This is a genomic window from Burkholderia sp. PU8-34, assembly GCF_053427725.1.
Map to the genome: position 1 here is coordinate 78,386 of NZ_JBSAXC010000002.1, position 20,736 is coordinate 99,121.

Consider the following 20,736-nt stretch of genomic DNA (forward strand, 5'->3'; position numbering starts at 1 on the left):
GATTCCCGATTCAATGAAAACGACTCCCGGCCCGGTCATGCTCGACGTCGTCGGCACGGCCCTGACGCGCGACGACGCGCGCCGTCTCGCCCATCCGAATACCGGCGGCGTGATCCTGTTCGCGCGGCATTTCCAGAACCGTGCGCAGCTGACCGCGCTGACCGACTCGATCCGCGCGGTCCGCGACGACGTGCTGATCGCCGTCGACCACGAAGGCGGCCGCGTTCAGCGCTTCCGCACCGACGGCTTCACCGTGCTGCCCGCGATGCGCCGCCTCGGCGAGCTGTGGGACCAGGACGTGCTGCACGCGACGAAGGTCGCGACGGCGGTCGGCTACGTCCTTGCCGCAGAACTGCGTGCGTGCGGGATCGACATGAGCTTCACACCCGTGCTCGACCTCGACTACGGCCACTCGAAGGTGATCGGCGACCGCGCATTCCATCGCGACCCGCGCGTCGTGACGATGCTCGCGAAGAGCGTCAATCACGGGCTGTCGCTCGCGGGGATGGCGAACTGCGGCAAGCATTTCCCCGGACACGGCTTCGCGGAAGCCGATTCGCATGTCGCACTGCCGACCGACGACCGGCCGCTCGACACGATCCTCAAGCAGGACGTCGCGCCTTACGACTGGCTCGGCCTGTCGCTGTCGGCGGTGATCCCGGCGCACGTGATCTACACGCAGGTCGATGCGAGGCCGGCCGGCTTTTCACCGGTCTGGCTGCAGGACATCCTGCGTGGCCGGCTCGGTTTCACGGGCGCGATCTTCAGCGACGACCTGTCGATGGAAGCGGCGCGCGAAGGCGGCACGCTCACGCAGGCCGCTGAATCTGCGCTTGCGGCAGGCTGCGACATGGTGCTCGTCTGCAACCAGCCGGATGCGGCCGAGGGCGTGCTGAACGGGCTGAAAGCAAGGCCGTCGCCGGAATCGGTGCGCCGCATCAAGCGGATGCGCGCGCGCGGCAAGCCGGTCAAATGGGACAAGCTGATCGCGCAGCCCGAGTATCTGCATGCGCAGGCGCTGTTGCGCAGTGCGTTCGCATAAGCGGCGCAGGGGCGCGTGAAACAAAAAGCCGCGCAACTTGCGCGGCTTTTTGCTGGTGGCGTTCGCAAATGTCGTTGTGACTGCAACTAACAGCCGAATTGGCCGGCCACTGCGTGTGTTTCATATCGGGCCGGTGCGATTGCGTTCGCGGTTGCTCACGCGCACGGTCCGGCCGGCAGCGCTCAATCCACCTTCATCCGCTGCAGCTTGTTGTACAGCGTCTTCGGGCTGATGCCGAGCAGCGTCGCCGCGCGATGGCGCGTGCCGCCGACCGCGTCGAGCGTCGCGCGGATCAGCAGGTCCTCGACGTCCGACAGCGGCGTGCCGACCTTGATCTGCACACTGCTGCCGTTCAGCGCGGCGCCGGCCGAGAAGCTCGCCTCGCCGGCGCGCAGCGTGTCGATGAAGTCGCCGGACGCGTCGTATGCGAAGCGCACGCGTTCCTGCAGCTCGCGCACATTGCCCGGCCATTCGTAGGACAGGCACTCGCGCACGAAGCCCGGCGCCGCGCGCTTGTCGGTCGTGCTGCGGCCGGTGGCGCGCGCGTCGCGGTTCAGCTCGTCGATCAGCGCGTCGGCGATCGACAGCGCATCTCCGTCGCGTTCGCGCAGCGGCGGCATCGAGATCGACGCCGCGTCGAGACGCAGCGACAGATCCTCGCGCAGCGTGCCGTTCGCGACTGCCTCGCGTGCCGGGCGGCGCGTGGTCGCAATCAGCCGGAAGTCGCTCGCGACCGGGCTCGTGCCGCCGATGCGCATGAAATTCTGCGAATCGAGCGCCTGCAGCAGCGCTTCCTGCAGCGCGAGCGGCAGTGCGGTGATTTCATCGAGGAACAGCGTGCCGCCGCTGGCCTGTTCGAACAGGCCCGATTCGCGCCGCTCGGCGCCGTCGAACGCGCCGCGCTCGTGGCCGAACAGCACGCTGTCGAGCGCCGCACCGTAGCGTCCGGCGTGTGCGAGCGAGCGGCAGTCGAACGCGACGAACGGCCCCTTGCGGCGGCGGCTCAGCTCATGCAGCGTGCGCGCTGCCAGCTTCTTGCCGCTGCCGGCTTCGCCCGAGAACAGCACGGCCGTCTCGGTGCGCGCGTTGTGCTCGATCATGTCGTACACGTGCTGCATCGCTTCGCTGCGGCCGACCAGTGCGCCGAAGCGGCCGAGATGCCGCAGCGACGCGCGCAGCGACTGCACTTCGTCGATCAGTTCGTACGGGCGCGGAATGCGGGCGAGCAGGCTGCGCAGGCGCGGAATGTTGATCGGCTTCAGCAGGTAGTCCCAGATGCCGTGACGCAGGCCCTCGATCGCGCTCTCGACCGTCGCGTTGCCTGTCAGCACGATCACGGGTAACGAACCGTTCGGTTGCTGCTGCGGCAGGTGCTGGAGCAGGTCGAACCCGCTGCCGTCCGGCAGGTTCAGGTCGACGAGAACGACGTCGGGAATCGAACGGCCGAGTGCGGCGCGCGCTTCGGCGAGCGACGTCGCCGTGTCGACCGAGAAGCCGTCCGCGGCGAGCAGCGCGGTGAGGCCGGACAGACTGTTGGGATCGTCTTCGACAATCAGGGCGTGTGGCATGGTGGACGCGTGTCGTGTCAAGAGAGGCGGGCTGTCGGCCATCGGATCCGCAGCCGCATGTCAGATTAAAAACTGATTTTATGCCCCGCCGAACGCGTCACGCGCATTATTTCTCTGGCGCTATAAATTAGTTACCGATGATACAAATTGAATACTTTTAGGAGTGGATTTTGTGCTGCGTCTGGCCTCCGCGGGCCGTCACTGTTGACTGCGGATAAACAAAAAGCGCCCCGAAGGGCGCTTTGTTCGACTGCAAATTGCTGGGCGATTATGCGCGGCTGCGGTATTCGTGCGTGCGCGTGTCGATTTCGATCTTGTCGCCGGTATTGCAGAACAGCGGAACCTGCAGTTCGAAACCGGTTGCAAGCTTCGCGTTCTTCAGCACCTTGCCCGACGACGTGTCGCCCTTGACGGCCGGCTCGGTGTAGGTGATTTCGCGCACGAGGATCGTCGGCAGTTCGACCGAGATCGCCTTCTCGTTGTAGAACACGACTTCGCATGCCATGCCGTCTTCGAGGTAGTGGAGCGCGTCGCCCATCATTTCCGCTTCGACTTCGAACTGGTTGTAGTCGGCGTCCATGAACACGTACATCGGGTCGGCGAAGTACGAGTACGTCACTTCCTTGCGGTCGAGCACGACGACGTCGAACTTGTCGTCCGCCTTGTAGACCGATTCCTGGCCTGCGTTGGTCAGCAGGTTCTTCATCTTCATCTTGACGACGGCGGCGTTACGGCCCGACTTGTTGTATTCCGTCTTCGAGATGACCCAGGCATCGCTGCCGATCTGCACGACGTTGCCTACGCGGAGTTCCTGTGCGGTTTTCATAAAAAACTGTCCTGATCAAATCAAATAAATAGGTGCCTGAGCGTTGCACAACGGCTGACGGCGCAAGCGGTGCGTTCCGGTGGGCGCCAAAAGCGAGCGCTTGCGTGGTCAGCCGTCGGATAACCGCTTATTTTAACTGAGATTTTGCGTATTCCGCCAGCCTTCCGGAGAGATCGCCGACGGCCGCCAACGTGTCGGCCCAGCGCGCCGCGTTGGCCTGCAGTGCCGCGAGATGCTGCCAGAAATCGGCCCAGTCGGGCGTGCCGGCGCCGTTCCATGCGTGCCAGAAGCGGGCGAGCGCGTCGCGCGGCACGTCGGCGAGACCGCCGCCGACGTGCGCGAGCGCGGCGTCGAGCTTGGGCAGGTGCGCGTCGTCGGCCTGCGGGTAGATGTGCCAGACGAACGGCCGGCGCGCCCATTGCGCACGGACGAACGAATCCTCGCCGCGCACGAAATTCAGGTCGCTCACCCACAGCAACGGATCGTAGTCGGCCTGCGGCACGAATGCGAGCCCGTGTGCGGCCAGGCTGCCGGCCCGCGCCTGCGCGCCGGCACCGAACGACTCGACCCCGAAAAAGCGTGCGATGTGCGGCGACACGCGCCCCTCCGGCACGAGCGCGACAACCGGCGACGAGCCGTCGCGCCACTGCGCCAGCAGCGCGTCGACGGCGGGATTCTCGTACGCGAACAGACTCACGACCGTCGTGCCGGGCACGGGCGGCGGGCCGCCGGTCGCGCGTCGCCACCATGCCGCGCGCGCCGGCGCATCGGCTTCGAAGGCCGTGCGGCGTGCGTCGAGGTCGTGCTCCTTCGGCACGCCGCCGGTGCCGGCCGACAGGCCGGGGAAGAAGAACGTCTTGACGAGCGGGTAGCGCGGATGCGGCGACGGCCGCAGGTGAAAGTCGGCGACCCAGTCCTCGGCGCTCAGGTACTCGAGATTGATCCACACGGGGCGGCGCGCGCGGCGCGCCATCGCCGCGAGATAGGCGCCCGGCAGCTCGCAAGCGAACGCCTCGATCACGACGTCGGCGATCTCGAGTGCGTCGCCGACCTCGGCGTGCCAGTGTTCGATTACGACCCCGTCGACGGTCTGCCGCAGCGCGTCGGGCTCGACGCCGGGCAACAGGCGCGTGAACGTGCGCAGGTCGTCGACGAACAGGCGCACCTGCCAGCCGTGCTCGTGGGCGAGCTGGCGCGCGACGCGCCAGCACACGCCGATGTCGCCGAAGTTGTCGACGACGGTGCAGAAGATGTCGCAGGCGAGCGGCTCGTCCGGCGCGGCCGGGGAGGGAGCGTGGGGGCGGGGGGCGGTGCGTGGCATCGAAGCAGGCGGGTGGAATGCTCTAAACTGGCGATTCTAATAGACCCGTTTCGCGCCATGCAGCGCCCGGCTCACGCATGACATCCCCAGACGCCTCCGAAGCCCCGTTCGAACCGAAGAAGATCCTCGCGCAACTGCCGCACCTGCCCGGCGTCTACCGCTACTACGACGCGGCGGGCGCCGTGCTCTACGTCGGCAAGGCGCGCGACCTGAAGAAGCGCGTGTCGAGCTATTTCACGAAGACGCAGCTGTCGCCGCGCATCGCGATGATGGTCACGCGCATCGCGCGCGTCGAGACGACCGTCACGCGTTCGGAAGCGGAAGCGCTGCTGCTCGAGAACAACCTGATCAAGGCGCTCGCGCCGCGCTACAACATCCTGTTTCGCGACGACAAGTCGTATCCGTACCTGAAGCTCACCGCGCATCGTTTTCCGCGGATGGCGTACTACCGAGGTGCGGTCGACAAGCAGAACCAGTATTTCGGGCCGTTCCCGAGCGCGTGGGCCGTGCGCGAGAGCATCCAGATCCTGCAGCGCGTGTTCCAGCTGCGGACCTGCGAGGATTCGGTGTTCAACAACCGCACGCGGCCGTGCCTGCTGCACCAGATCGGGCGCTGCACCGCGCCGTGCGTCGGGGCGATCACCGAGGAGGACTACGCGCGCGACGTGTCGAACGCCGCGCGCTTCCTGCTCGGCCGGCAGTCCGAAGTGATGAAGGAACTCGAGCAGAAGATGCACGGCTTCGCGGCCGAGCTGAAGTTCGAGCAGGCGGCGGCCGTGCGCAACCAGATGAGCTCGCTTGCGACCGTGCTGCACCAGCAGGCGATCGAGGTCGGCAGCGACAGCGATGTCGATGTCCTGGCGGTGGTCGCGCTGGGCGGGCGGGTGTGCGTGAATCTCGCGATGGTGCGCGGCGGCAGGCATCTGGGCGACAAGGCGTATTTTCCGACGCACGTCGAGAGTGCGCTGACGCTCGCGGAAGGCGGGCTCGGCGACGACGGCGAGCCGACCGGGGAAGCGCTGCCCGACCAGCCGACTGACCAGCCGACTGACCAGCAGGCCGACCAGCAGGCCGACCAGCAGGCCGACCAGCAGGCCGACGAAGCGGGCGGGGCGCGCAACGCGCAGGCCTCGGTCGAGGCCGAGGTGCTCGACGCGTTCATCGCCCAGCACTACCTCGGCAACCGCGTACCGCCGGTGCTCGTCGTGAGCCATGCGCCCGCGAGCCGCGACCTGCTCGAGCTGCTGTCGGAGCAGGCCGGCCACAAGGTATCGCTGGTGCGGCAGCCGCAGGGACAGCGGCGCGCGTGGCTGTCGATGGCGGAGCAGAACGCGAGCCTCGCGCTCGCACGGCTGCTGTCGGAGCAGGGCTCGCAGCAGGCGCGCACGCGCGCGCTGGCCGATACGCTCGCGTTCGAGAGCGACGATCTCGCGCAGCTGCGGATCGAGTGCTTCGACATCAGCCACACGATGGGCGAGGCGACCCAGGCGTCGTGCGTCGTCTATCACCATCACAAGATGCAGTCGGGCGAATACCGGCGCTACAACATCACGGGCATCACGCCCGGCGACGACTACGCGGCGATGCGCCAGGTGCTGACGCGCCGCTACGAGAAGATGGTCGAGCAGGCGGCGCAGGCCGCGGCGGCCGACGACGCGGCCGGCATCGACGGCGAATCGACTCGCCGGGCCGAGGCCGCGGGCCTGCTGCCGAACATCGTGCTGATCGACGGCGGCAAGGGCCAGGTCGAGATCGCGCGGCAGGTGTTCACCGAGCTGGGGCTCGACACGTCGATGCTGGTCGGCGTCGCGAAGGGCGAGGGACGCAAGGTCGGCCTCGAGACGCTCGTGTTCGCCGACGGTCGCACGCCGCTCGAACTCGGCAAGGAGAGCGCCGCGCTGATGCTCGTCGCGCAGATCCGCGATGAAGCGCACCGCTTCGCGATCACCGGCATGCGCGCGAAGCGCGCGAAGGCCCGCCAGACGTCGCGGCTCGAAGAGCTCGAAGGCGTCGGCGCGAAACGCCGGCAGCGACTCCTGGCCCGGTTCGGCGGGCTGCGCGGCGTCGTCGCGGCGAGCGTCGAGGAACTCGCGAGCGTCGAGGGCATCTCGCACGCGCTCGCCGAACAGATCTACAAGCAGCTTCACTGACCCGCGCCACGCTGCGCCGCGCCGCGCCACGCCGCGCCACGCCGCGCTGTGCCGCGCGGCCGGCCGGCCGCCTCGCCCGCCTCGCTTGTGGCAGGGCGGTCGACGCGGCACAATTGCGAATCCTCTACTGTCCCGGATGCCATGCCGTTCAATTTCCCGATTTTCCTGACGTGGGTGCGGATCGTGCTGATCCCGCTCGTCGTGGGCGTGTTCTATCTGCCGGACACGATGATGGCGCTCGCGCACCGCAATCTCGCGGCTGCGCTGATCTTCATCCTCGCCGCGCTGACGGATTGGTTCGACGGCTACCTGGCGCGCAAATGGAATCAAACGTCGTCGTTCGGCGCATTCCTCGATCCGGTCGCGGACAAGCTGATGGTGACGGCCGCGCTGCTGATCCTCGTGCAGATCGCGCGGGTCGACGCGGCGATCGCGCTCGTGATCGTCGGCCGCGAGATCGCGATCTCCGCGCTGCGTGAATGGATGGCACAGATCGGCGCGTCGAAGAGCGTCGCGGTGAATCAGCTCGGCAAGTTCAAGACCGCATGCCAGATGGTCGCGATCCCGATGCTGCTGTACTACGGGCCGCTGCCGCTCGGCATCGCGACGATCGACACGCGTGTGTGGGGCGAGTGGCTGATGTATCTCGCCGCGGTGCTGACGATCTGGTCGATGCTGTACTACATGAAGCTCGCGTGGCCGCAGATTCGCGAGCGCAGCGGCGTGTGACGCGAGCGGCGGACGAGGCGACGAAGGCTTTTTGGAAAAAGGGCGCGAAAAACGCTTGACACCCGGATGTGCCTTCGACATAATCTCGCTTCTCCGCTGCACTGCAAAGCAAGTGCGACGGAGCAGAAGTCAGGAAGTATGCGGGAGTAGCTCAGTTGGTAGAGCGCAACCTTGCCAAGGTTGAGGTCGCGAGTTCGAGACTCGTCTCCCGCTCCAGATTTTCTGGTGGCGTGTTGTACGGCAAAGCGCTGCACATGCAGGACAATGCGGGAGTAGCTCAGTTGGTAGAGCGCAACCTTGCCAAGGTTGAGGTCGCGAGTTCGAGACTCGTCTCCCGCTCCAGATTTTTGGTGGCGCGTTGTACGGCAAAGCGCTGCATATGCAGGACAATGCGGGAGTAGCTCAGTTGGTAGAGCGCAACCTTGCCAAGGTTGAGGTCGCGAGTTCGAGACTCGTCTCCCGCTCCAGTTACTGGGGAAGCAAAGCTTCCCTTTTTATTTGATAGACCGACGGTCATCGGATAAAAGAATCTGCCGCTTGCCGTTACGGCATCCGGACAGTCCGCTTTCGGCGCGATAGCAAAGCGGTTATGCAGCGGCCTGCAAAGCCGTTTAGGCCGGTTCGACTCCGGCTCGCGCCTCCAGAACAAGCCCCGCTTCGGCGGGGCTTTTCTTTTTTCCGATGCGCATGGTGCCGCTCGTCATGCCGCGATCGCGACGACATTCGTCCGCACGCGATCGCGCTTCGTCACGAATTGCTCAGCGGCGCGCCTTCTCCCATGCGTGTTCGACGAACACGCGGCACAACGCTTCCATCCCTTGCCGATCGTCGTCGTCGAAGCGTGCGGCGACGGGGCTGTCGACATCCCACACGCCGATCAGCGTGCCGTCGTTCGCGACGAGCGGCACGACAATCTCCGATTCCGACGCCGAATCGCACGCGATATGGCCGGGGAATGCGTGCACGTCGCGAACCACCTGCGTGTCGCGCGTTTGCGCGGCGGTGCCGCATACACCCTTGCCGAGCGCGATGCGCACGCACGCGGGCTTGCCCTGGAACGGGCCGACCACGAGCTCGGTGCCGTCGAAGAAATAGAAGCCCGCCCAGTTGAGCCGGTCGAGCGAGTGATAGACGAGTGCGGAAAAATTCGCGGCGTTCGCGATCAGGTCGCGCTCCGATTCGACGAGCGAGCGGGCCTGCTCGACGAGCGTCGCGTATTGATCTGCCTTCGAGGCGTGCGGGTCGTTGGACAGCGTGAACATGGCTGAAATGCGGAAGGGTTGTCGAAAGTGCGCGGTGCGCGTCTCGCAGTCTACGGCACGCGGCGTCGACGTGCAGGATCCGGACGCGGCCGCGCGACTCGAACGATGCGCAGCAGCATGCCCATCACCGCATATCACCCCACGTCGACACACGTCGTGCACGCCGCCGCCGCAATGCCCATCGTCACGCAGGCCGGTTCAACGGCGCGCGTCGTGCGCTCAGTCGGGCTCGAGTTCCGCAAAGCGCTGCGCGAGAAAGTCGAGCAGCGCGCGCACGGCCGGCAGCAGCCCGCGGCGCGAGGCGAACACCGCATGCACGATCTCGCGACGCGGTGCCCAATCCGGCAGTACGGCGGCCAGCGTGCCGCGCGCGATTTCGTCGCGCACCATCATCGTCGGCAGTTGCACGACGCCGACGCCCGCGCTCGCCGCCGCGCGCAACGCGAACATGCCGCCCGTCACGAGGCGCGGCTGGTGATGGATCTCCGCGCGTGCGCCGTCGGGGCCATGCAGCCGCCACACGTGTGCGGCCAGCGGCACGCCGAGATCGAGGCTCGGCAGGCGGGCGAGATCGGCGGGGACGGCCGGCACGCCATGCTCGCGCAGCAGCGCGGGGCTCGCGACGAGGCACTGCCCGCGCTCGGCCAGCACGCGTAGCGCGAGATCGCTGTCTTCGAGCGGCGGCGGGCGCACGCGCAGCGCGACGTCGATTCCTTCGCCGACCACGTCGACGCGCCGGTTGGTCGCGTCCAGATGAATCTCGACGTGCGGGCACGCGGTCATGAACGCCGCGATCATCGTGCCGACGAGTGAATCGAGCAGCGCGACCGGGCAACTGACGCGCACGATGCCGCGCGGCTCGTCGTGCATCAGCGCGATCGCCTCGTCGGCGGCGTCGGCCTCGACGAGCATCGCGCGGCAGTGTGCGTAGTAGGTCTGGCCGACTTCGGTCACCGTGAAGCGGCGCGTCGAGCGCTGGATCAGCCGCATGCCGACGCGCGCCTCGAGCAGCGCGATCCGCCGGCTCAGCTTCGATTTCGGCATGTTCAGCGCACGGCCTGCCGGTGCGAAGCCGCCATGGTCGACCACCTGCACGAAGTAGTAGAGATCGTTCAGATCCCGCGGGTTATCGTTCATGAAATAGAACGCTGAGTGCGATTTTTGCAGTCTACCGGATCCATCGTTGCGCTTCTATATTTAATCCCAGGACGCGAAACATGGGTTTCGCCGCAATTTGGAGAGGAAGATGAAGAAGATCCAGGGTGTCTACAGCGCGCCGCGCATGCATTGGGTCGGCGACGGGTTTCCGGCACGGTCGATGTTCAGCTACCAGTCGCATGGCGCGCATCTGAGCCCGTTCCTGCTGCTCGATTACGCGGGCCCGATGAAGTTCGAGCCGGCTTCGGTGCCGCGCGGCGTCGGCCAGCATCCGCACCGCGGGTTCGAGACGGTGACGATCGTCTACGACGGCGAGGTCGCTCACCGCGACTCGACGGGCGCGGGCGGCGTGATCGGTCCCGGCGATGTCCAGTGGATGACGGCTGCGAGCGGGATCCTGCACGAGGAGTTTCATTCGGACGCGTTCACGCAGAGCGGCGGGATGCTCGAGATGGTGCAGCTGTGGGTGAACCTGCCCGCGGCCGACAAGATGAACGCGCCCGGCTATCAGACGCTGCTGAACGCCGACATTCCGGTGGTCGAGCTGCCGGATGGCGCCGGCCGCGCGCGGATCATCGCGGGCGAGCTCGACGGCCGGCACGGCCCGGCGCGTACGCACACGCCGATCGACGTGTGGGACGTGCGGCTCGGGGCGGGCGGACGCGCGCGGTTCCCGGTGGCGGAAGGGCGTACGCTCGCGGTCGTGGTGCTGCGCGGCGCGGTGCTCGTGAACGGCGAAACGGTCGCGCGCGAAGCGCAGTTCGTGCAGTTGAGCCGTGACGGGCGCGACGTCGAGATCGAGGCGAACGGTGACGCGATGCTGCTGATCCTGAGCGGCGAGCCGATCGACGAACCGATCGTTGGCTACGGACCGTTCGTGATGAACTCGCAAGCGGAGATCCGCACCGCGATCGACGACTTCAACAGCGGCCGTTTCGGCCGGATGCCGGCCTGACGGACGGGCCCCGCGCGATGCGGGGCCCGTTGCCGCATGGGCCAAGGCGGTCGCGCGTCGCGTGCGCTTCGGGGCATAATCGTCGATTGCCGCGTGCCGGCCGGCGCGCCCCCGAATCAGGATCAGGACCGCAGATGAACGCTCCAATCACCGCCGCAAATCCGCCCGCCACCGACGCGCTCGAGTGGCGCTGGAAATCCTTCGACGCGTTGTCGGCGCGCGAGGTCTACACGATCCTCGAAGCGCGCAGCGCGGTATTCGTCGTCGAACAGAACTGCGTGTACCGCGACATCGACGACGCGGACCAGGCGGCGTGGCATCTGGCCGCCTACGACGACGAAGGCCGGCTCGCCGGCTACCTGCGCGTGCTGTTGCCCGATGCACAGGATCCCGACGTCCGGATCGGCCGCGTGCTGACGACCGCCGCGTTCCGCGGCGCGGGCCTCGGCAATGCATTGCTGTCGCGCGCGCTAGAGCATATCCGCGCGCAATGGCCCGAGACGCCGGTGAGCCTGCATGCGCAGGCCCATCTGCAGCGCTTTTACGGCGCGTTCGGCTTCACGCCGAGTTCCGACGTGCACGACGAGGACGGCATTCCGCACGTATGGATGCGCAGCGCGCGCACGTGACGCCGCGGCGCGCGCCGCGTCAGTGTGCGGTGTGCGCTGTGCGTGGGACGGCCGCAGCGGCCGGCTGCTGCGCCGCGCGTTCGTCCAGCAGACGCCCGCGCGCCGACAGCCGCAGCCAGTGCCGCAGCGCGATCAGCGCACCGATCACGCTCATCATCGAGCCGGGAATCCACAGCAGCAGGCCGCCGATCTGCTGGTCGCGCAGCGGGCTCAGCCACGTGAACGCGCGTCCGCAGATCGAATAGATCGGATACAGCTCGTGCGGCGTGAAGAAGATCAGCGCGCCGAGCGCGATCTGCGGCGGGATCGCCGCGACGACGATCAGGATCCGGCGGCCCGGCGACAGCCGCGCGGGCGGCGCCGGGCGCGGATCGACGACGAGCCACCAAAACAGCAGGCCGTCGATCACCATGCTCCAGTTCATCACGCGATAGAGGCGCCAGTCGAGCATCGCGACGAAGTGGATCGGCGACAGCAGCCAGAAATAGATCAGCCCGACGAACAGCACGACGGCGACGACCGGATGAAACACCACGTCGAGCGTCGCGCGCACGGGCGGCCATGCGAGCGCAGGCCGCACGAAGCGCTGCCGCCAGCGGAACGGGATGCCGGCGCGGATCGCGGCGCCCGGATACGCGAGCGCGATGAAGAACGGCCCGAGGTGGTGCAGCACGAGGTGCTGCGCGCGGTGCAGGAAGAATTCATGCTCGAAGAAGTAGTCGAGCCGCGTGTGCAGCGCGACGTACAGCGCCGTCAGCCCGAGCCAGAACGAGAATTGCCGCAGCGGCGACACCTTCGCCTTCTTCACGCCGCGCGCGAACAGCACGGCGGCCGCCAGCACCGCGATCACAACGGTCGGCGACGGCTCCCACGGGTCGAGCCAGTACAGGAGGTTCATCGCGCGGGCGTTACTTCGCCTGGGCCGGCGACTTCACGGCGAACGGCGTGTCGAGCGTCTCGCCGTCGGAGAATTTCAGGCGCAGGCGCACGGTGTCGCCCGGCTTGATCGCGTGCTTCGGTTCCTCGAGCATGAAGTGATAGCCGCCCGGCGCGATGTCGACCTTGCCGCGCGCGGGGATCGTCAGCTTGTCGACCATTTCCATCTTCTGCGTCGAGCCGTTCGACACCGTCTGGTGCAGCATCGTCATCCCGTAGTCGGGGCTGTCGACGTCGACCAGATCGACCGGCTTGTCGCTCGCGTTGACGAGCGTGACGTAGCCGCCTGCGGGCAGCTTGTTCGGCAGCCAGCGCACCCATGCGTTCTGCGCGGTGATCGCGCCGGCGGCAAAGGCGTGGGCGCCGACGGACAGCGCGGCGAGGAAGGCGAGCGTCTTGAGTTTGGTCGTCATTTCTGGATGGCTCAGGTGGATGAGGCGTTGTCGAGGATCCGGCGCACGTCGGCGGCGATGGCGTCGGGGGTGTCGCGGTCGGTCGCGAGCAGGCGCGCGCGGCCGTTGGCGTCGAAGATGTAGACGGCCGAGCTGTGCGTGACCTCGTAACCGCCGGACGGGTCGCGTTTTTCCATCTGGTACGCGACGCGATAGCGTTTCGCGAGCGATTCGATCTGGCCGTCGGTGCCGGTCAGCCCGCGCGCGTGCTCGGCGTCGAATGCGGCAACGTACGACTGCATCGCCTGCGGTGTGTCGCGCGCGGGATCGACCGACACGAACAGGATGCGCACGCCACGTGCCTGCGGGCCGAGCTTCGCGAGCACTTCCATCAGCCTCGCCATCGTTTCCGGGCAGACGTCGGGGCAGTGCGTGTAGCCGAAATAGACGAGCGCGACGTGGCCGCGGAACGCGGACGCGTCGACCGGCCGGCCGTCGCCGCCCGTCAGCGTGAACGACAGGTCGGGCAGGTGGCTGGTCACGTCGGTCAGGTGCCACGGCGGCTCGCTGCGCGTGCAGGCGGCGAGCGCCACCGCGGCGGCGAGGGCCGCGCCGGAGCGGACGAGGCGAGAGAGGCGCCGGTGCGGCGCAGGACGGGCAGGCGACATCCAGGGGGCTCGATCGGACAGAACGGTCGCACGGCCGGCGCGGCGCCATGCGTCGCGCGGCCGGCGGTTGCGACTGTAGCGCAATTCGCACGGCGGCGTGCTGTCGAAACGCGAGCGATCCGCGCGAACGGGGCAATATGTCGCAGAGGCGGCAATTGACGGCGCGGGTTGCATCGCACGCCGGTTTCGACCATCTCCGGGCGAAGGCGCGGTAAGATGCGCACAATTAATTCCTTTCGTGAAGCGGTGGCCTTGGTGGCCGCCGTTCAGACCTTCGAATCGATGCAATCCGTCCCGGCCTCCCTGTCACTGACCGATACCGCGTTCTTCTTCGACTTCGACGGCACGCTCGTCGAGCTGGCGCCGACGCCCGACAGCATTCACGTTCCGCCGTCCCTGCTCACGCTCCTCGACGAACTGCGGCGCCGCTCGCACGGCGCGGTCGCGATCTTGTCCGGGCGCGGCATCGACAACATCGACCAGTTCCTGAAGATGCCCGACCTGCCGGTCGCGGGCCTGCACGGCGCGGAACGGCGCGACGCGAACGGCGATACGCAGCGCATCGGCTTCAACGACGCGCGCCTGCTGCGCATCGAGCGCGAGCTCGCGGCCGTCGTCGACCGCTATCCGGGGATGCTGCTCGAAATCAAGGGGGCGGCGGTCGCGCTGCATTACCGCAATGCGCCCGAGCGTGAACCGGTTGCACGCGAGGCGACCGAGCGGCTCGTGGCCGAGTATGCGGACGCATATGTGCTGCAGCCCGGCAAGATGGTGTTCGAGATCAAGCCGAAGGGCGTCGACAAGGGGCGCGCGCTCGCCGCGTTCCTCGACGAGCCGCCGTTCGCCGGCCGCATGCCGGTGTTTGCCGGCGACGACCTGACCGACGAGAAGGGCTTCGCGGTCGTCAACGCGCGCGGCGGCCTGTCGATCAAGGTCGGTGCGGGCGAGACGTCCGCGCGCACGCGGCTCGACTCGGTCGACGCGCTGCACGAGCAGATCGCGCAATGGCTCGACGCGGGAAAGCAGCCCGCATGAGCCGTCTGATCATCGTTTCGAACCGCGTCGCGCCGATTTCCGAAGGCGAGCCGGCGGCGGGGGGGCTCGCGATCGGCGTGTACGACGCGCTGAAGGAAACCGGCGGCATGTGGTTCGGCTGGAGCGGCGAAGTCGTCGCGTCCGGCGCGCCGCAGATCCGCGTCGAAGAGCACGGGCCCGTCACGTTCGCGACGATCGGCCTGTCGCGGCGCGACTATGAACAGTACTACCGCGGCTTCTCGAATGCGACGCTTTGGCCCGCGTTCCACTATCGCGCGGACCTGATCCAGTACGATCGCCACGAGTTCGAAGGCTACGCGCGCGTGAACGTGTGGCTCGCGCAGCAGCTCGTGCCGCTGCTGCAGGACGACGACGTGATCTGGGTGCACGACTACCACCTGATCCCGTTCGCCCGCGCGCTGCGCGCGGCCGGCGTGAAGAACCGCATCGGCTTTTTCCTGCACATTCCGTTTCCGGCCGCACAGGTGCTCGTCAACGTGCCGCCGCACCGCGAGCTCGTCGAGTCGCTGTGCGCGTTCGACCTGCTCGGCTTCCAGACCGAGCCCGACCTGCGCGCGTTCTGCGACTACATCGAATCGGAAGCGGACGGCACGGTCGAGCGCGACGCTCGCACGGTGACGATCCGTGCGTTCGGCCAGACGCTGCAGGCAGGCGCGTATCCGATCGGCGTGCATCCGGACGAGATCGCGTCGCTCGCGCAGGCGGGCGAGCACGGCAAGGCCGTGCGCACGCTCGCCGCGTCGCTGCGCGGCCGCCAGCTGATCATGAGCGTCGACCGGCTCGATTACTCGAAAGGGCTCGTCGAGCGCTTCCGCGCGTTCGAGAAGCTGCTCGAGCACGAGCCGTCGCATCGCAACCGCGTGTCGTTCCTGCAGATCGCGCCGTCGACCCGCGCGGAGCTGCGTGCGTACCAGGATATCCGGCTGCAGCTCGAAGGGGAGTCGGGCCGCATCAACGGGCGTTTTGCGGAGCTCGACTGGGCGCCGATCCTCTATATCCATCGCCAGTACGATCGGCAGTTGCTTGCCGCGCTGTACCGGCTCGCGCGCGTCGGCTACGTGACGCCGCTGCGCGACGGGATGAACCTCGTCGCGAAGGAATATGTGTCCGCGCAGAATCCGGACGATCCCGGCGTGCTGGTGCTGTCGCGTTTCGCCGGCGCCGCGCGCGAACTGACGGGTGCGCTGATCGTCAATCCGATCGACATCGCCGGCATGGCCGAAGCGCTGTCGCGGGCGCTGTCGATGCCGCTCGCCGAACGGCGCGCGCGCTATGCGGACATGATCGCGCAACTGCGCGAGAACAACGTGTCGGTGTGGCGCGACAACTTCCTGCGCGACCTGCAGCGCGCGTGAGCCGCCGGCCGGTGCGCCGGTTGTCGGTCTGGCGATCGGTCCTTTGGCAGGTCCTTCGGGAATGAAAAAAGCCGCAGTGCCGCAATTCACTGCGGCACTGCGGCTTTGTTTTTGACGCGAACGCGCGCGTCAGGCCACGAGTCAGGCCGCGCGTTCGCCGGTCGGCGCGCCGCCGCCGTCGGGCGTTGCCGCGTGATGGCGGCCATGCTGCTTCGCGAGCAGGTCGCGGTACAGGCCCGGGCGATTGCGCAGCACGTCGGGGCTGCCGTCGTCGATCACCTTGCCGCTGCTCATCACGATGATCCGGTCGAAGTTGCGCAGCGTCGACAGGCGGTGCGCGATCGCGATCACCGTGCGGCCGACCATCAGCCGGTCGAGCGCGCTCTGGATCGCTTCCTCGGACGCGCTGTCGAGCGCGGACGTCGCTTCGTCGAGCAGCAGGATCGGCGCGTTCTTCAGGATCGCGCGTGCGATCGCGATGCGCTGGCGCTGGCCGCCCGACAGCTTGACGCCGCGGTCGCCGACGATCGTGTCGTAGCCTTCGGGCATCGCCTCGATGAACTCCGCGCAGCGCGCGTCGCGCGCGGCGGCGAGCACTTCGTCGCGCGTCGCTTCGGGGCGGCCGTACGCGATGTTGTCGTAGATCGTCCGGTGCAGCAGCGAGATGTCCTGCGGCACGAGCGCGATTGCGTGGCGCAGGCTGTCCTGCGTGATCGATTTCACGTCCTGGCCGTCGACCTGCACGACGCCGTCCTGCGTGTCGTAGAAGCGCTGCAGCAGCGCAAGCACGGTCGACTTGCCGGCGCCGGACTTGCCGATCAGGCCGACGCGCTGGCCCGGTTCGATATGGAGGTCGAAGTGATCGAGGATCGGGCGGCGATGCGGATACGCGAACGTCACGCGTTCGAAGTCGACGCGTCCGCCCTGCGCGGCGAGCGGCACCGCGTCGGAGCGGTCCGGCATCCCGTGCGGCTCGAGCAGGGTTTTCACGGCTTCGGACAGGCGCGCGATGTGCTGCGTGACGTCGACGAGCGCGACCGCGAGATCGCGCGTGCCGTGCAGGATCGTGAACCCTAGCGAGCTGACGAGCACGATGTCGCCGGACGTCGCCTGGCCGCGATCCCACAGCCACAGCGCCCAGCCGAGCAGGCCGGCGGACAGCATCGCGGTGATCACCGCGTGCAGCAGGCGCAGCTTTTCGAGGTAGAGCAGGCTCTGCTGGCGCGCGTCCATCTCCGCCTTGACTGTCGCGCCGAAGCGCTTCTGCTCGCGCAGCGTCATGCCGAACGCGCGCACGAGGCCCATGTTGCCGATCACGTCGACGAGCTCGCCGTCGACCGCCGCGGCTTTTGCCGCGAACGTGTGATGGCGCGCGGAGCCGCGTCCGGCGAGCTTGAACAGCACGACGGAAAGCACCGCCGAGCAGCCGAGCAGGCCGGCCGCCATCAGCGGGTTCACGACGATGATCATCAGGATCGCGCCCATCACCGCGATGCACGGCGGCAGCACGTTCCACGCCATCGTGTTCTCCGACGTGTAGACGGCGTTCGACGTCGCGGTGATGCGGCTCGCGAGCGTGCCGGGCTGTTTTTCCGCGTAATACGTCGGCGAGTGGCCGATCAGGTACTGGAACAGGTCGCGCCGCAGGTCGCCCGTGACCGCGACGAACGTATGCGCGGCAAACCAGCCGCCGACGCGCCACAGCAGGTTGTCGGCGGCGATCAGGCCGACGAGCAGCGCGAACGCGCTCCACAGCGGGCCCGGATGGTGGCGGCCGGTCGCGAGCACGTCGATCAGGTGCTTGATCGCGTATTGCGAGCCGAGCGCGCAGCCGACGGCGGCCAGCACGCTGACGAGCACGACGAGATGCGCGACCGGATGCAGGCGGATGTAACGGAACAGGAACGCGAGCGGCCGGTGCGCGTAGCTCGACAGCTTCGCGTTGTAGGCATTGCGCTGGGCAGGGGTGAGAGCTTCCAAAATATGCGTGCGGTGATTCGATGGTTGAGCGTCGCGGCCGGCTCGCATGCCGGCCTTCGCCCGGATGTAATCCGGCATTGTAAACAAGGCCCGGCATCGCGCCGCGCGAATCTTGCCGTCGGCAGAGGGCGCGCGATCAATTTTGAGATAAAATCCGGCATCCCGTATCGCGCGTGACGCACTGTATTGCACCGTATTTCGGTGCCGGATCGCGCGGGATGCGGCAAGGAATGCCGAAAAAGGCCTTCCACTCTAGAACGGACACCCAAGTCCGCGGGTTGCAAAGTGTTGCCGCTTTGTAACAAAGCAAAGAGTTTGAAATGTTGTGCGCCGGATCGGGATTAACCCTAGATAATCGGCTCCGGGTTCGCGTCTTGTACTTTTTCCGAACCTCTGTCAACGGGTCTTCGTTTCAAACGTTCTTAGCCTGTCGCGTCGCCGACGCTCCTTGTGCAGCGCGGGCTCGACGCCGCCAGCAGGCCGTTTCGTCCGATTTTTCTGGATGACATGCAGCCCGCCGGGATTGCCGGCAGGCTGCCGACCCAACGCCTGGTTTATTGCCGATTTTTTAGGAGTTACGCATGCGAATCGCCCAAATCGCTCCGTTGCACGAAGCGGTTCCCCCGAAGCTGTACGGTGGTACCGAACGGGTGGTGTCCTACCTGACCGAAGCACTCGTCGAGATGGGGCACGACGTCACGCTGTTCGCGAGCGGCGATTCGCAAACCTCCGCGAAGCTCGAAGCCTGCTGGCCGCAGGCGCTGCGCCTCGACCCGACGATCCGCGACGTGATGGCCCCGCACATGCTGCTCCTCGAGCAGGTGCGCCGCCGCGCGGACGAGTTCGACGTCCTGCACTGCCACATCGACTACTACCCGTTCTCGCTGTTCTCGCGCCAGCCGGTCCCGCATCTGACGACGATGCACGGCCGTCTCGACCTGCCGGAACTGCAGCCGATCTTCAACGCGTTCAGCGACGTGCCGGTCGTGTCGATCTCCGACAACCAGCGCATCCCGCTGCCGCAGGCGAACTGGCTGTCGACCGTCTACCACGGCCTGCCGGAAAACCTGCTGACGCCGATCCCGGACGTGAAGCCGAGCTATCTCGCGTTCCTCGGCCGCATTTCGCCGGAGAAGCGCGTCGACACGGCGATCCGCATCGCCGAGCAGGCCGGCCTGCCGATCAAGATCGCCGCGAAGCTCGACAAGGCTGACCGCGCGTACTACGAAGAGAAGATCAAGCCGCTGTTCGCGCTGCCGCACGTCGAGTACATCGGCGAAATCAGCGAATCTGAAAAGACCGAATTCCTCGGCAACGCGCATGCGCTGCTGTTCCCGATCGACTGGCCGGAGCCGTTCGGTCTCGTGATGATCGAGGCGATGGCCTGCGGCACGCCGGTGATCGCGTTCAAGCGCGGCTCGGTGCCGGAAGTCATCGAGAACGGCGTGTCGGGCTTCGTCGTCGAGGACGAACTGTCGGCCGTCGCGGCGCTCAAGCGCCTGGATACGCTGCCGCGCGAGAAGGTCCGCGCCGCGTTCGAAGCGCGCTTCTCGTCGAAGGTGATGGCGCAGAACTACGTGAAGGGCTACGAAGAACTGCTGCGCCAGAAGCGCCGCACGGTGCTGCGCGAAGTCAACGCAGGCTGAACGCCGGGCCGGCGCAGCGCGCCGGCCGGTCCGCAGCGACGCCCCGTCCGGGTCATCCGGCGGGGCGTTGTCACATCCGCAGCGCCAATCTGTTGTATTCTCGCCGCGCCCGGCGGCCATGAACGGGCCGAACCGCGCGCATCACGCCGGCCGTTCGTCTGTCCAGACGGTAATGTCCCTATAATGGCCGTGCCGTGAAATCCGGCCCCGCAGATCATCGAGAGGAGAGCAGTCTTGGCGAGAACGAAATCCACGCGCGCAGCCCCGGCCCCCGGCGCCGGCGTGATCTTCGCGTTGCGCGCGATCGGTCTCGTGCTGCTCGCCCGGTGGCTGTTCTCGATGTCGGAGATGGGTTATCGCGAGTCGCTGTCGGCCATGGCGTCGTCGCCGTGGGCATTCGTCTACCTCGTGCTGATGTTCCTGCTGCTCGCGTTGCCGGGCGCGGCCGCGCGCGCCGAGCGCCCGTTCCATCCGCTGCCGCAATGGCTGCGCCAGGCGCTGCGCTTCTTTGCGCTGATCGGTTTCCTGTTCGCGGTCTGGTCGATCGGCGCCTACGCGCTGGCGGCCGGCTGGCGCCGCGCGCTGCACGCGGTGACGGCGACCAACGGCTGGCTCGTTGCCGCACCGGCGCTGTACGCGGCCATCGTCTGGATCTGCCGGCCGCGGCCGCTGTGGCGCACCAACGTCGCCGCGCGGCGCTTCGCGATCGGCCGCTACGCGATTTCCGTCGATACGCTCACGCGCACCACGATCGTCTGGATGGAAAGCCGCAAGGTCGGCCAGTACGACGCGCGCGAGCTGTCGGTGCGCTGGCCCGGCGGTGCCGCGGCCGCAGCGGCCGATCCGCCCGGCGGTCAACTGCCGGACGGCCAGCCGCAGGGCACGCCGCCGCGCCGCGCCGGCTGGATCACGCGGCCCAAGGTGGAGCTGTTGTGGGATTCGCCGGCGGCCGTCGGCCATAACCGGCAGATCGTGATGCGCGCGCCGCTCGCGACCGACGGCGACCGCGTCGCCGCGCTCGCGCTCGACGCGGCGCTCAAGCAGATCGTCTGAGCGCGCCGGC

At 67.5% G+C, this 20,736-nt stretch carries 18 protein-coding genes and 4 tRNA genes; 13 read left to right on the plus strand and 9 right to left on the minus strand.

The window, feature by feature from the left end:
- The first annotated feature begins 13 nt into the window (after positions 1 to 13).
- Positions 14 to 1,042, plus strand: a complete 1,029-nt coding sequence (gene nagZ / locus ACV22Z_RS05110; protein ID WP_448075246.1) for a beta-N-acetylhexosaminidase — start codon at positions 14 to 16, stop codon at positions 1,040 to 1,042.
- 182 nt (positions 1,043 to 1,224) lie between these two features.
- Here nagZ and ACV22Z_RS05115 read toward each other — a convergent pair whose 3' ends face one another.
- The 3 genes from ACV22Z_RS05115 to earP form a co-directional block, all read right to left on the minus strand.
- Positions 1,225 to 2,610: a sigma-54-dependent transcriptional regulator gene (locus ACV22Z_RS05115; RefSeq protein WP_448075247.1), complete on the minus strand. Its 1,386-nt coding sequence runs from the start codon at positions 2,608 to 2,610 to the stop codon at positions 1,225 to 1,227.
- 268 nt (positions 2,611 to 2,878) lie between these two features.
- Positions 2,879 to 3,436, minus strand: a complete 558-nt coding sequence (efp, locus tag ACV22Z_RS05120; RefSeq protein ID WP_448075248.1) for an elongation factor P — start codon at positions 3,434 to 3,436, stop codon at positions 2,879 to 2,881.
- Positions 3,437 to 3,563: 127 nt separating this feature from the next.
- Entirely contained in the window at positions 3,564 to 4,757 is a 1,194-nt protein-coding gene (gene earP / locus ACV22Z_RS05125) for an elongation factor P maturation arginine rhamnosyltransferase EarP (RefSeq protein WP_448075249.1), read from the minus strand.
- A gap of 77 nt (positions 4,758 to 4,834) precedes the next feature.
- On the opposite strand from earP, the gene uvrC reads away from it, so the two are divergent.
- The 6 genes from uvrC to ACV22Z_RS05155 all read left to right on the plus strand — a co-directional run bounded on the left by uvrC (position 4,835) and on the right by ACV22Z_RS05155 (position 8,279).
- The gene (uvrC, locus tag ACV22Z_RS05130) at positions 4,835 to 6,907 is read left to right on the plus strand and encodes an excinuclease ABC subunit UvrC (RefSeq protein ID WP_448075250.1); all 2,073 of its coding nucleotides are present in this window, start codon (positions 4,835 to 4,837) and stop codon (positions 6,905 to 6,907) included.
- Between the two features lie 141 nt (positions 6,908 to 7,048).
- Positions 7,049 to 7,636: a CDP-diacylglycerol--glycerol-3-phosphate 3-phosphatidyltransferase gene (gene pgsA / locus ACV22Z_RS05135; protein WP_448075251.1), complete on the plus strand. Its 588-nt coding sequence runs from the start codon at positions 7,049 to 7,051 to the stop codon at positions 7,634 to 7,636.
- Between the two features lie 140 nt (positions 7,637 to 7,776).
- Positions 7,777 to 7,852: transfer RNA gene (locus ACV22Z_RS05140), tRNA-Gly, on the plus strand.
- Positions 7,853 to 7,902: 50 nt separating this feature from the next.
- Positions 7,903 to 7,978 (plus strand) — tRNA-Gly (locus ACV22Z_RS05145).
- A 49-nt stretch (positions 7,979 to 8,027) separates the two neighbouring features.
- A tRNA-Gly gene (locus tag ACV22Z_RS05150) sits at positions 8,028 to 8,103 on the plus strand.
- Positions 8,104 to 8,205: 102 nt separating this feature from the next.
- Positions 8,206 to 8,279, plus strand: a tRNA-Cys gene (locus tag ACV22Z_RS05155).
- 115 nt (positions 8,280 to 8,394) lie between these two features.
- Here ACV22Z_RS05155 and ACV22Z_RS05160 read toward each other — a convergent pair.
- Both ACV22Z_RS05160 and ACV22Z_RS05165 read right to left on the minus strand, forming a co-directional pair.
- Positions 8,395 to 8,898 carry a GAF domain-containing protein gene (locus tag ACV22Z_RS05160; protein ID WP_448075252.1) on the minus strand — a complete coding sequence of 168 codons (504 nt, stop codon included), beginning with the start codon at positions 8,896 to 8,898 and terminating at the stop codon, positions 8,395 to 8,397.
- 219 nt (positions 8,899 to 9,117) lie between these two features.
- Positions 9,118 to 10,035 (minus strand): LysR family transcriptional regulator, encoded by a 918-nt coding sequence (locus ACV22Z_RS05165; RefSeq protein WP_448075253.1) that lies wholly within the window; start codon positions 10,033 to 10,035, stop codon positions 9,118 to 9,120.
- Between the two features lie 109 nt (positions 10,036 to 10,144).
- Here ACV22Z_RS05165 and ACV22Z_RS05170 point away from each other — a divergent pair, with 109 nt between their 5' ends.
- Together ACV22Z_RS05170 and ACV22Z_RS05175 are read left to right on the plus strand one after the other, a co-directional pair.
- Positions 10,145 to 11,011 (plus strand): pirin family protein, encoded by an 867-nt coding sequence (locus ACV22Z_RS05170; RefSeq protein ID WP_448075254.1) that lies wholly within the window; start codon positions 10,145 to 10,147, stop codon positions 11,009 to 11,011.
- Positions 11,012 to 11,145: 134 nt separating this feature from the next.
- A complete protein-coding gene (locus ACV22Z_RS05175; protein WP_448075255.1) occupies positions 11,146 to 11,640 on the plus strand; it encodes a GNAT family N-acetyltransferase in 495 nt (164 codons plus the stop codon).
- Between the two features lie 19 nt (positions 11,641 to 11,659).
- Here ACV22Z_RS05175 and ACV22Z_RS05180 read toward each other — a convergent pair whose 3' ends face one another.
- The 3 genes from ACV22Z_RS05180 to ACV22Z_RS05190 are packed head-to-tail and all read right to left on the minus strand — an operon-like array spanning position 11,660 to position 13,636.
- The gene (locus ACV22Z_RS05180) at positions 11,660 to 12,538 is read right to left on the minus strand and encodes a cytochrome c oxidase assembly protein (protein ID WP_448075256.1); all 879 of its coding nucleotides are present in this window, start codon (positions 12,536 to 12,538) and stop codon (positions 11,660 to 11,662) included.
- A gap of 10 nt (positions 12,539 to 12,548) precedes the next feature.
- Positions 12,549 to 12,989, minus strand: a complete 441-nt coding sequence (locus tag ACV22Z_RS05185) for a copper chaperone PCu(A)C (protein WP_205792124.1) — start codon at positions 12,987 to 12,989, stop codon at positions 12,549 to 12,551.
- Positions 12,990 to 13,000: 11 nt separating this feature from the next.
- Positions 13,001 to 13,636, minus strand: a complete 636-nt coding sequence (locus ACV22Z_RS05190; RefSeq protein WP_448075257.1) for an SCO family protein — start codon at positions 13,634 to 13,636, stop codon at positions 13,001 to 13,003.
- A gap of 282 nt (positions 13,637 to 13,918) precedes the next feature.
- Between ACV22Z_RS05190 and otsB the strand changes: the two genes are divergently transcribed.
- Complete coding sequence (otsB, locus tag ACV22Z_RS05195) at positions 13,919 to 14,671, plus strand: trehalose-phosphatase (protein WP_448075817.1); 753 nt, start codon at positions 13,919 to 13,921, stop codon at positions 14,669 to 14,671.
- Complete coding sequence (otsA, locus tag ACV22Z_RS05200) at positions 14,668 to 16,047, plus strand: alpha,alpha-trehalose-phosphate synthase (UDP-forming) (protein WP_448075258.1); 1,380 nt, start codon at positions 14,668 to 14,670, stop codon at positions 16,045 to 16,047. The genes otsB and otsA overlap by 4 nt, the downstream gene beginning before the upstream one ends.
- Before the next feature lie 141 nt (positions 16,048 to 16,188).
- On the opposite strand, the gene ACV22Z_RS05205 is transcribed toward otsA, so the two are convergent.
- Positions 16,189 to 18,027: an ABC transporter ATP-binding protein gene (locus ACV22Z_RS05205; RefSeq protein ID WP_448075259.1), complete on the minus strand. Its 1,839-nt coding sequence runs from the start codon at positions 18,025 to 18,027 to the stop codon at positions 16,189 to 16,191.
- Positions 18,028 to 18,608: 581 nt separating this feature from the next.
- Here ACV22Z_RS05205 and ACV22Z_RS05210 point away from each other — a divergent pair.
- Positions 18,609 to 19,673, plus strand: a complete 1,065-nt coding sequence (locus tag ACV22Z_RS05210; RefSeq protein ID WP_448075260.1) for a glycosyltransferase family 4 protein — start codon at positions 18,609 to 18,611, stop codon at positions 19,671 to 19,673.
- A 234-nt stretch (positions 19,674 to 19,907) separates the two neighbouring features.
- Positions 19,908 to 20,726, plus strand: a complete 819-nt coding sequence (locus tag ACV22Z_RS05215; protein WP_448075261.1) for a hypothetical protein — start codon at positions 19,908 to 19,910, stop codon at positions 20,724 to 20,726.
- Positions 20,727 to 20,736: the final 10 nt, after the last annotated feature.

Bases quoted from the DNA above. Each gene is read 5' to 3' on its own strand.
- nagZ (WP_448075246.1), top strand. From the start codon at position 14: ATGAAAACGACTCCCGGCCCGGTCATGCTCGACGTCGTCGGCACGGCC.
- ACV22Z_RS05115 (WP_448075247.1), bottom strand. From the start codon at position 2,610: ATGCCACACGCCCTGATTGTCGAAGACGATCCCAACAGTCTGTCCGGC.
- efp (WP_448075248.1), bottom strand. From the start codon at position 3,436: ATGAAAACCGCACAGGAACTCCGCGTAGGCAACGTCGTGCAGATCGGC.
- earP (WP_448075249.1), bottom strand. From the start codon at position 4,757: ATGCCACGCACCGCCCCCCGCCCCCACGCTCCCTCCCCGGCCGCGCCG.
- uvrC (WP_448075250.1), top strand. From the start codon at position 4,835: ATGACATCCCCAGACGCCTCCGAAGCCCCGTTCGAACCGAAGAAGATC.
- pgsA (WP_448075251.1), top strand. From the start codon at position 7,049: ATGCCGTTCAATTTCCCGATTTTCCTGACGTGGGTGCGGATCGTGCTG.
- ACV22Z_RS05160 (WP_448075252.1), bottom strand. From the start codon at position 8,898: ATGTTCACGCTGTCCAACGACCCGCACGCCTCGAAGGCAGATCAATAC.
- ACV22Z_RS05165 (WP_448075253.1), bottom strand. From the start codon at position 10,035: ATGAACGATAACCCGCGGGATCTGAACGATCTCTACTACTTCGTGCAG.
- ACV22Z_RS05170 (WP_448075254.1), top strand. From the start codon at position 10,145: ATGAAGAAGATCCAGGGTGTCTACAGCGCGCCGCGCATGCATTGGGTC.
- ACV22Z_RS05175 (WP_448075255.1), top strand. From the start codon at position 11,146: ATGAACGCTCCAATCACCGCCGCAAATCCGCCCGCCACCGACGCGCTC.
- ACV22Z_RS05180 (WP_448075256.1), bottom strand. From the start codon at position 12,538: ATGAACCTCCTGTACTGGCTCGACCCGTGGGAGCCGTCGCCGACCGTT.
- ACV22Z_RS05185 (WP_205792124.1), bottom strand. From the start codon at position 12,989: ATGACGACCAAACTCAAGACGCTCGCCTTCCTCGCCGCGCTGTCCGTC.
- ACV22Z_RS05190 (WP_448075257.1), bottom strand. From the start codon at position 13,636: ATGTCGCCTGCCCGTCCTGCGCCGCACCGGCGCCTCTCTCGCCTCGTC.
- otsB (WP_448075817.1), top strand. From the start codon at position 13,919: ATGCAATCCGTCCCGGCCTCCCTGTCACTGACCGATACCGCGTTCTTC.
- otsA (WP_448075258.1), top strand. From the start codon at position 14,668: ATGAGCCGTCTGATCATCGTTTCGAACCGCGTCGCGCCGATTTCCGAA.
- ACV22Z_RS05210 (WP_448075260.1), top strand. From the start codon at position 18,609: ATGCGAATCGCCCAAATCGCTCCGTTGCACGAAGCGGTTCCCCCGAAG.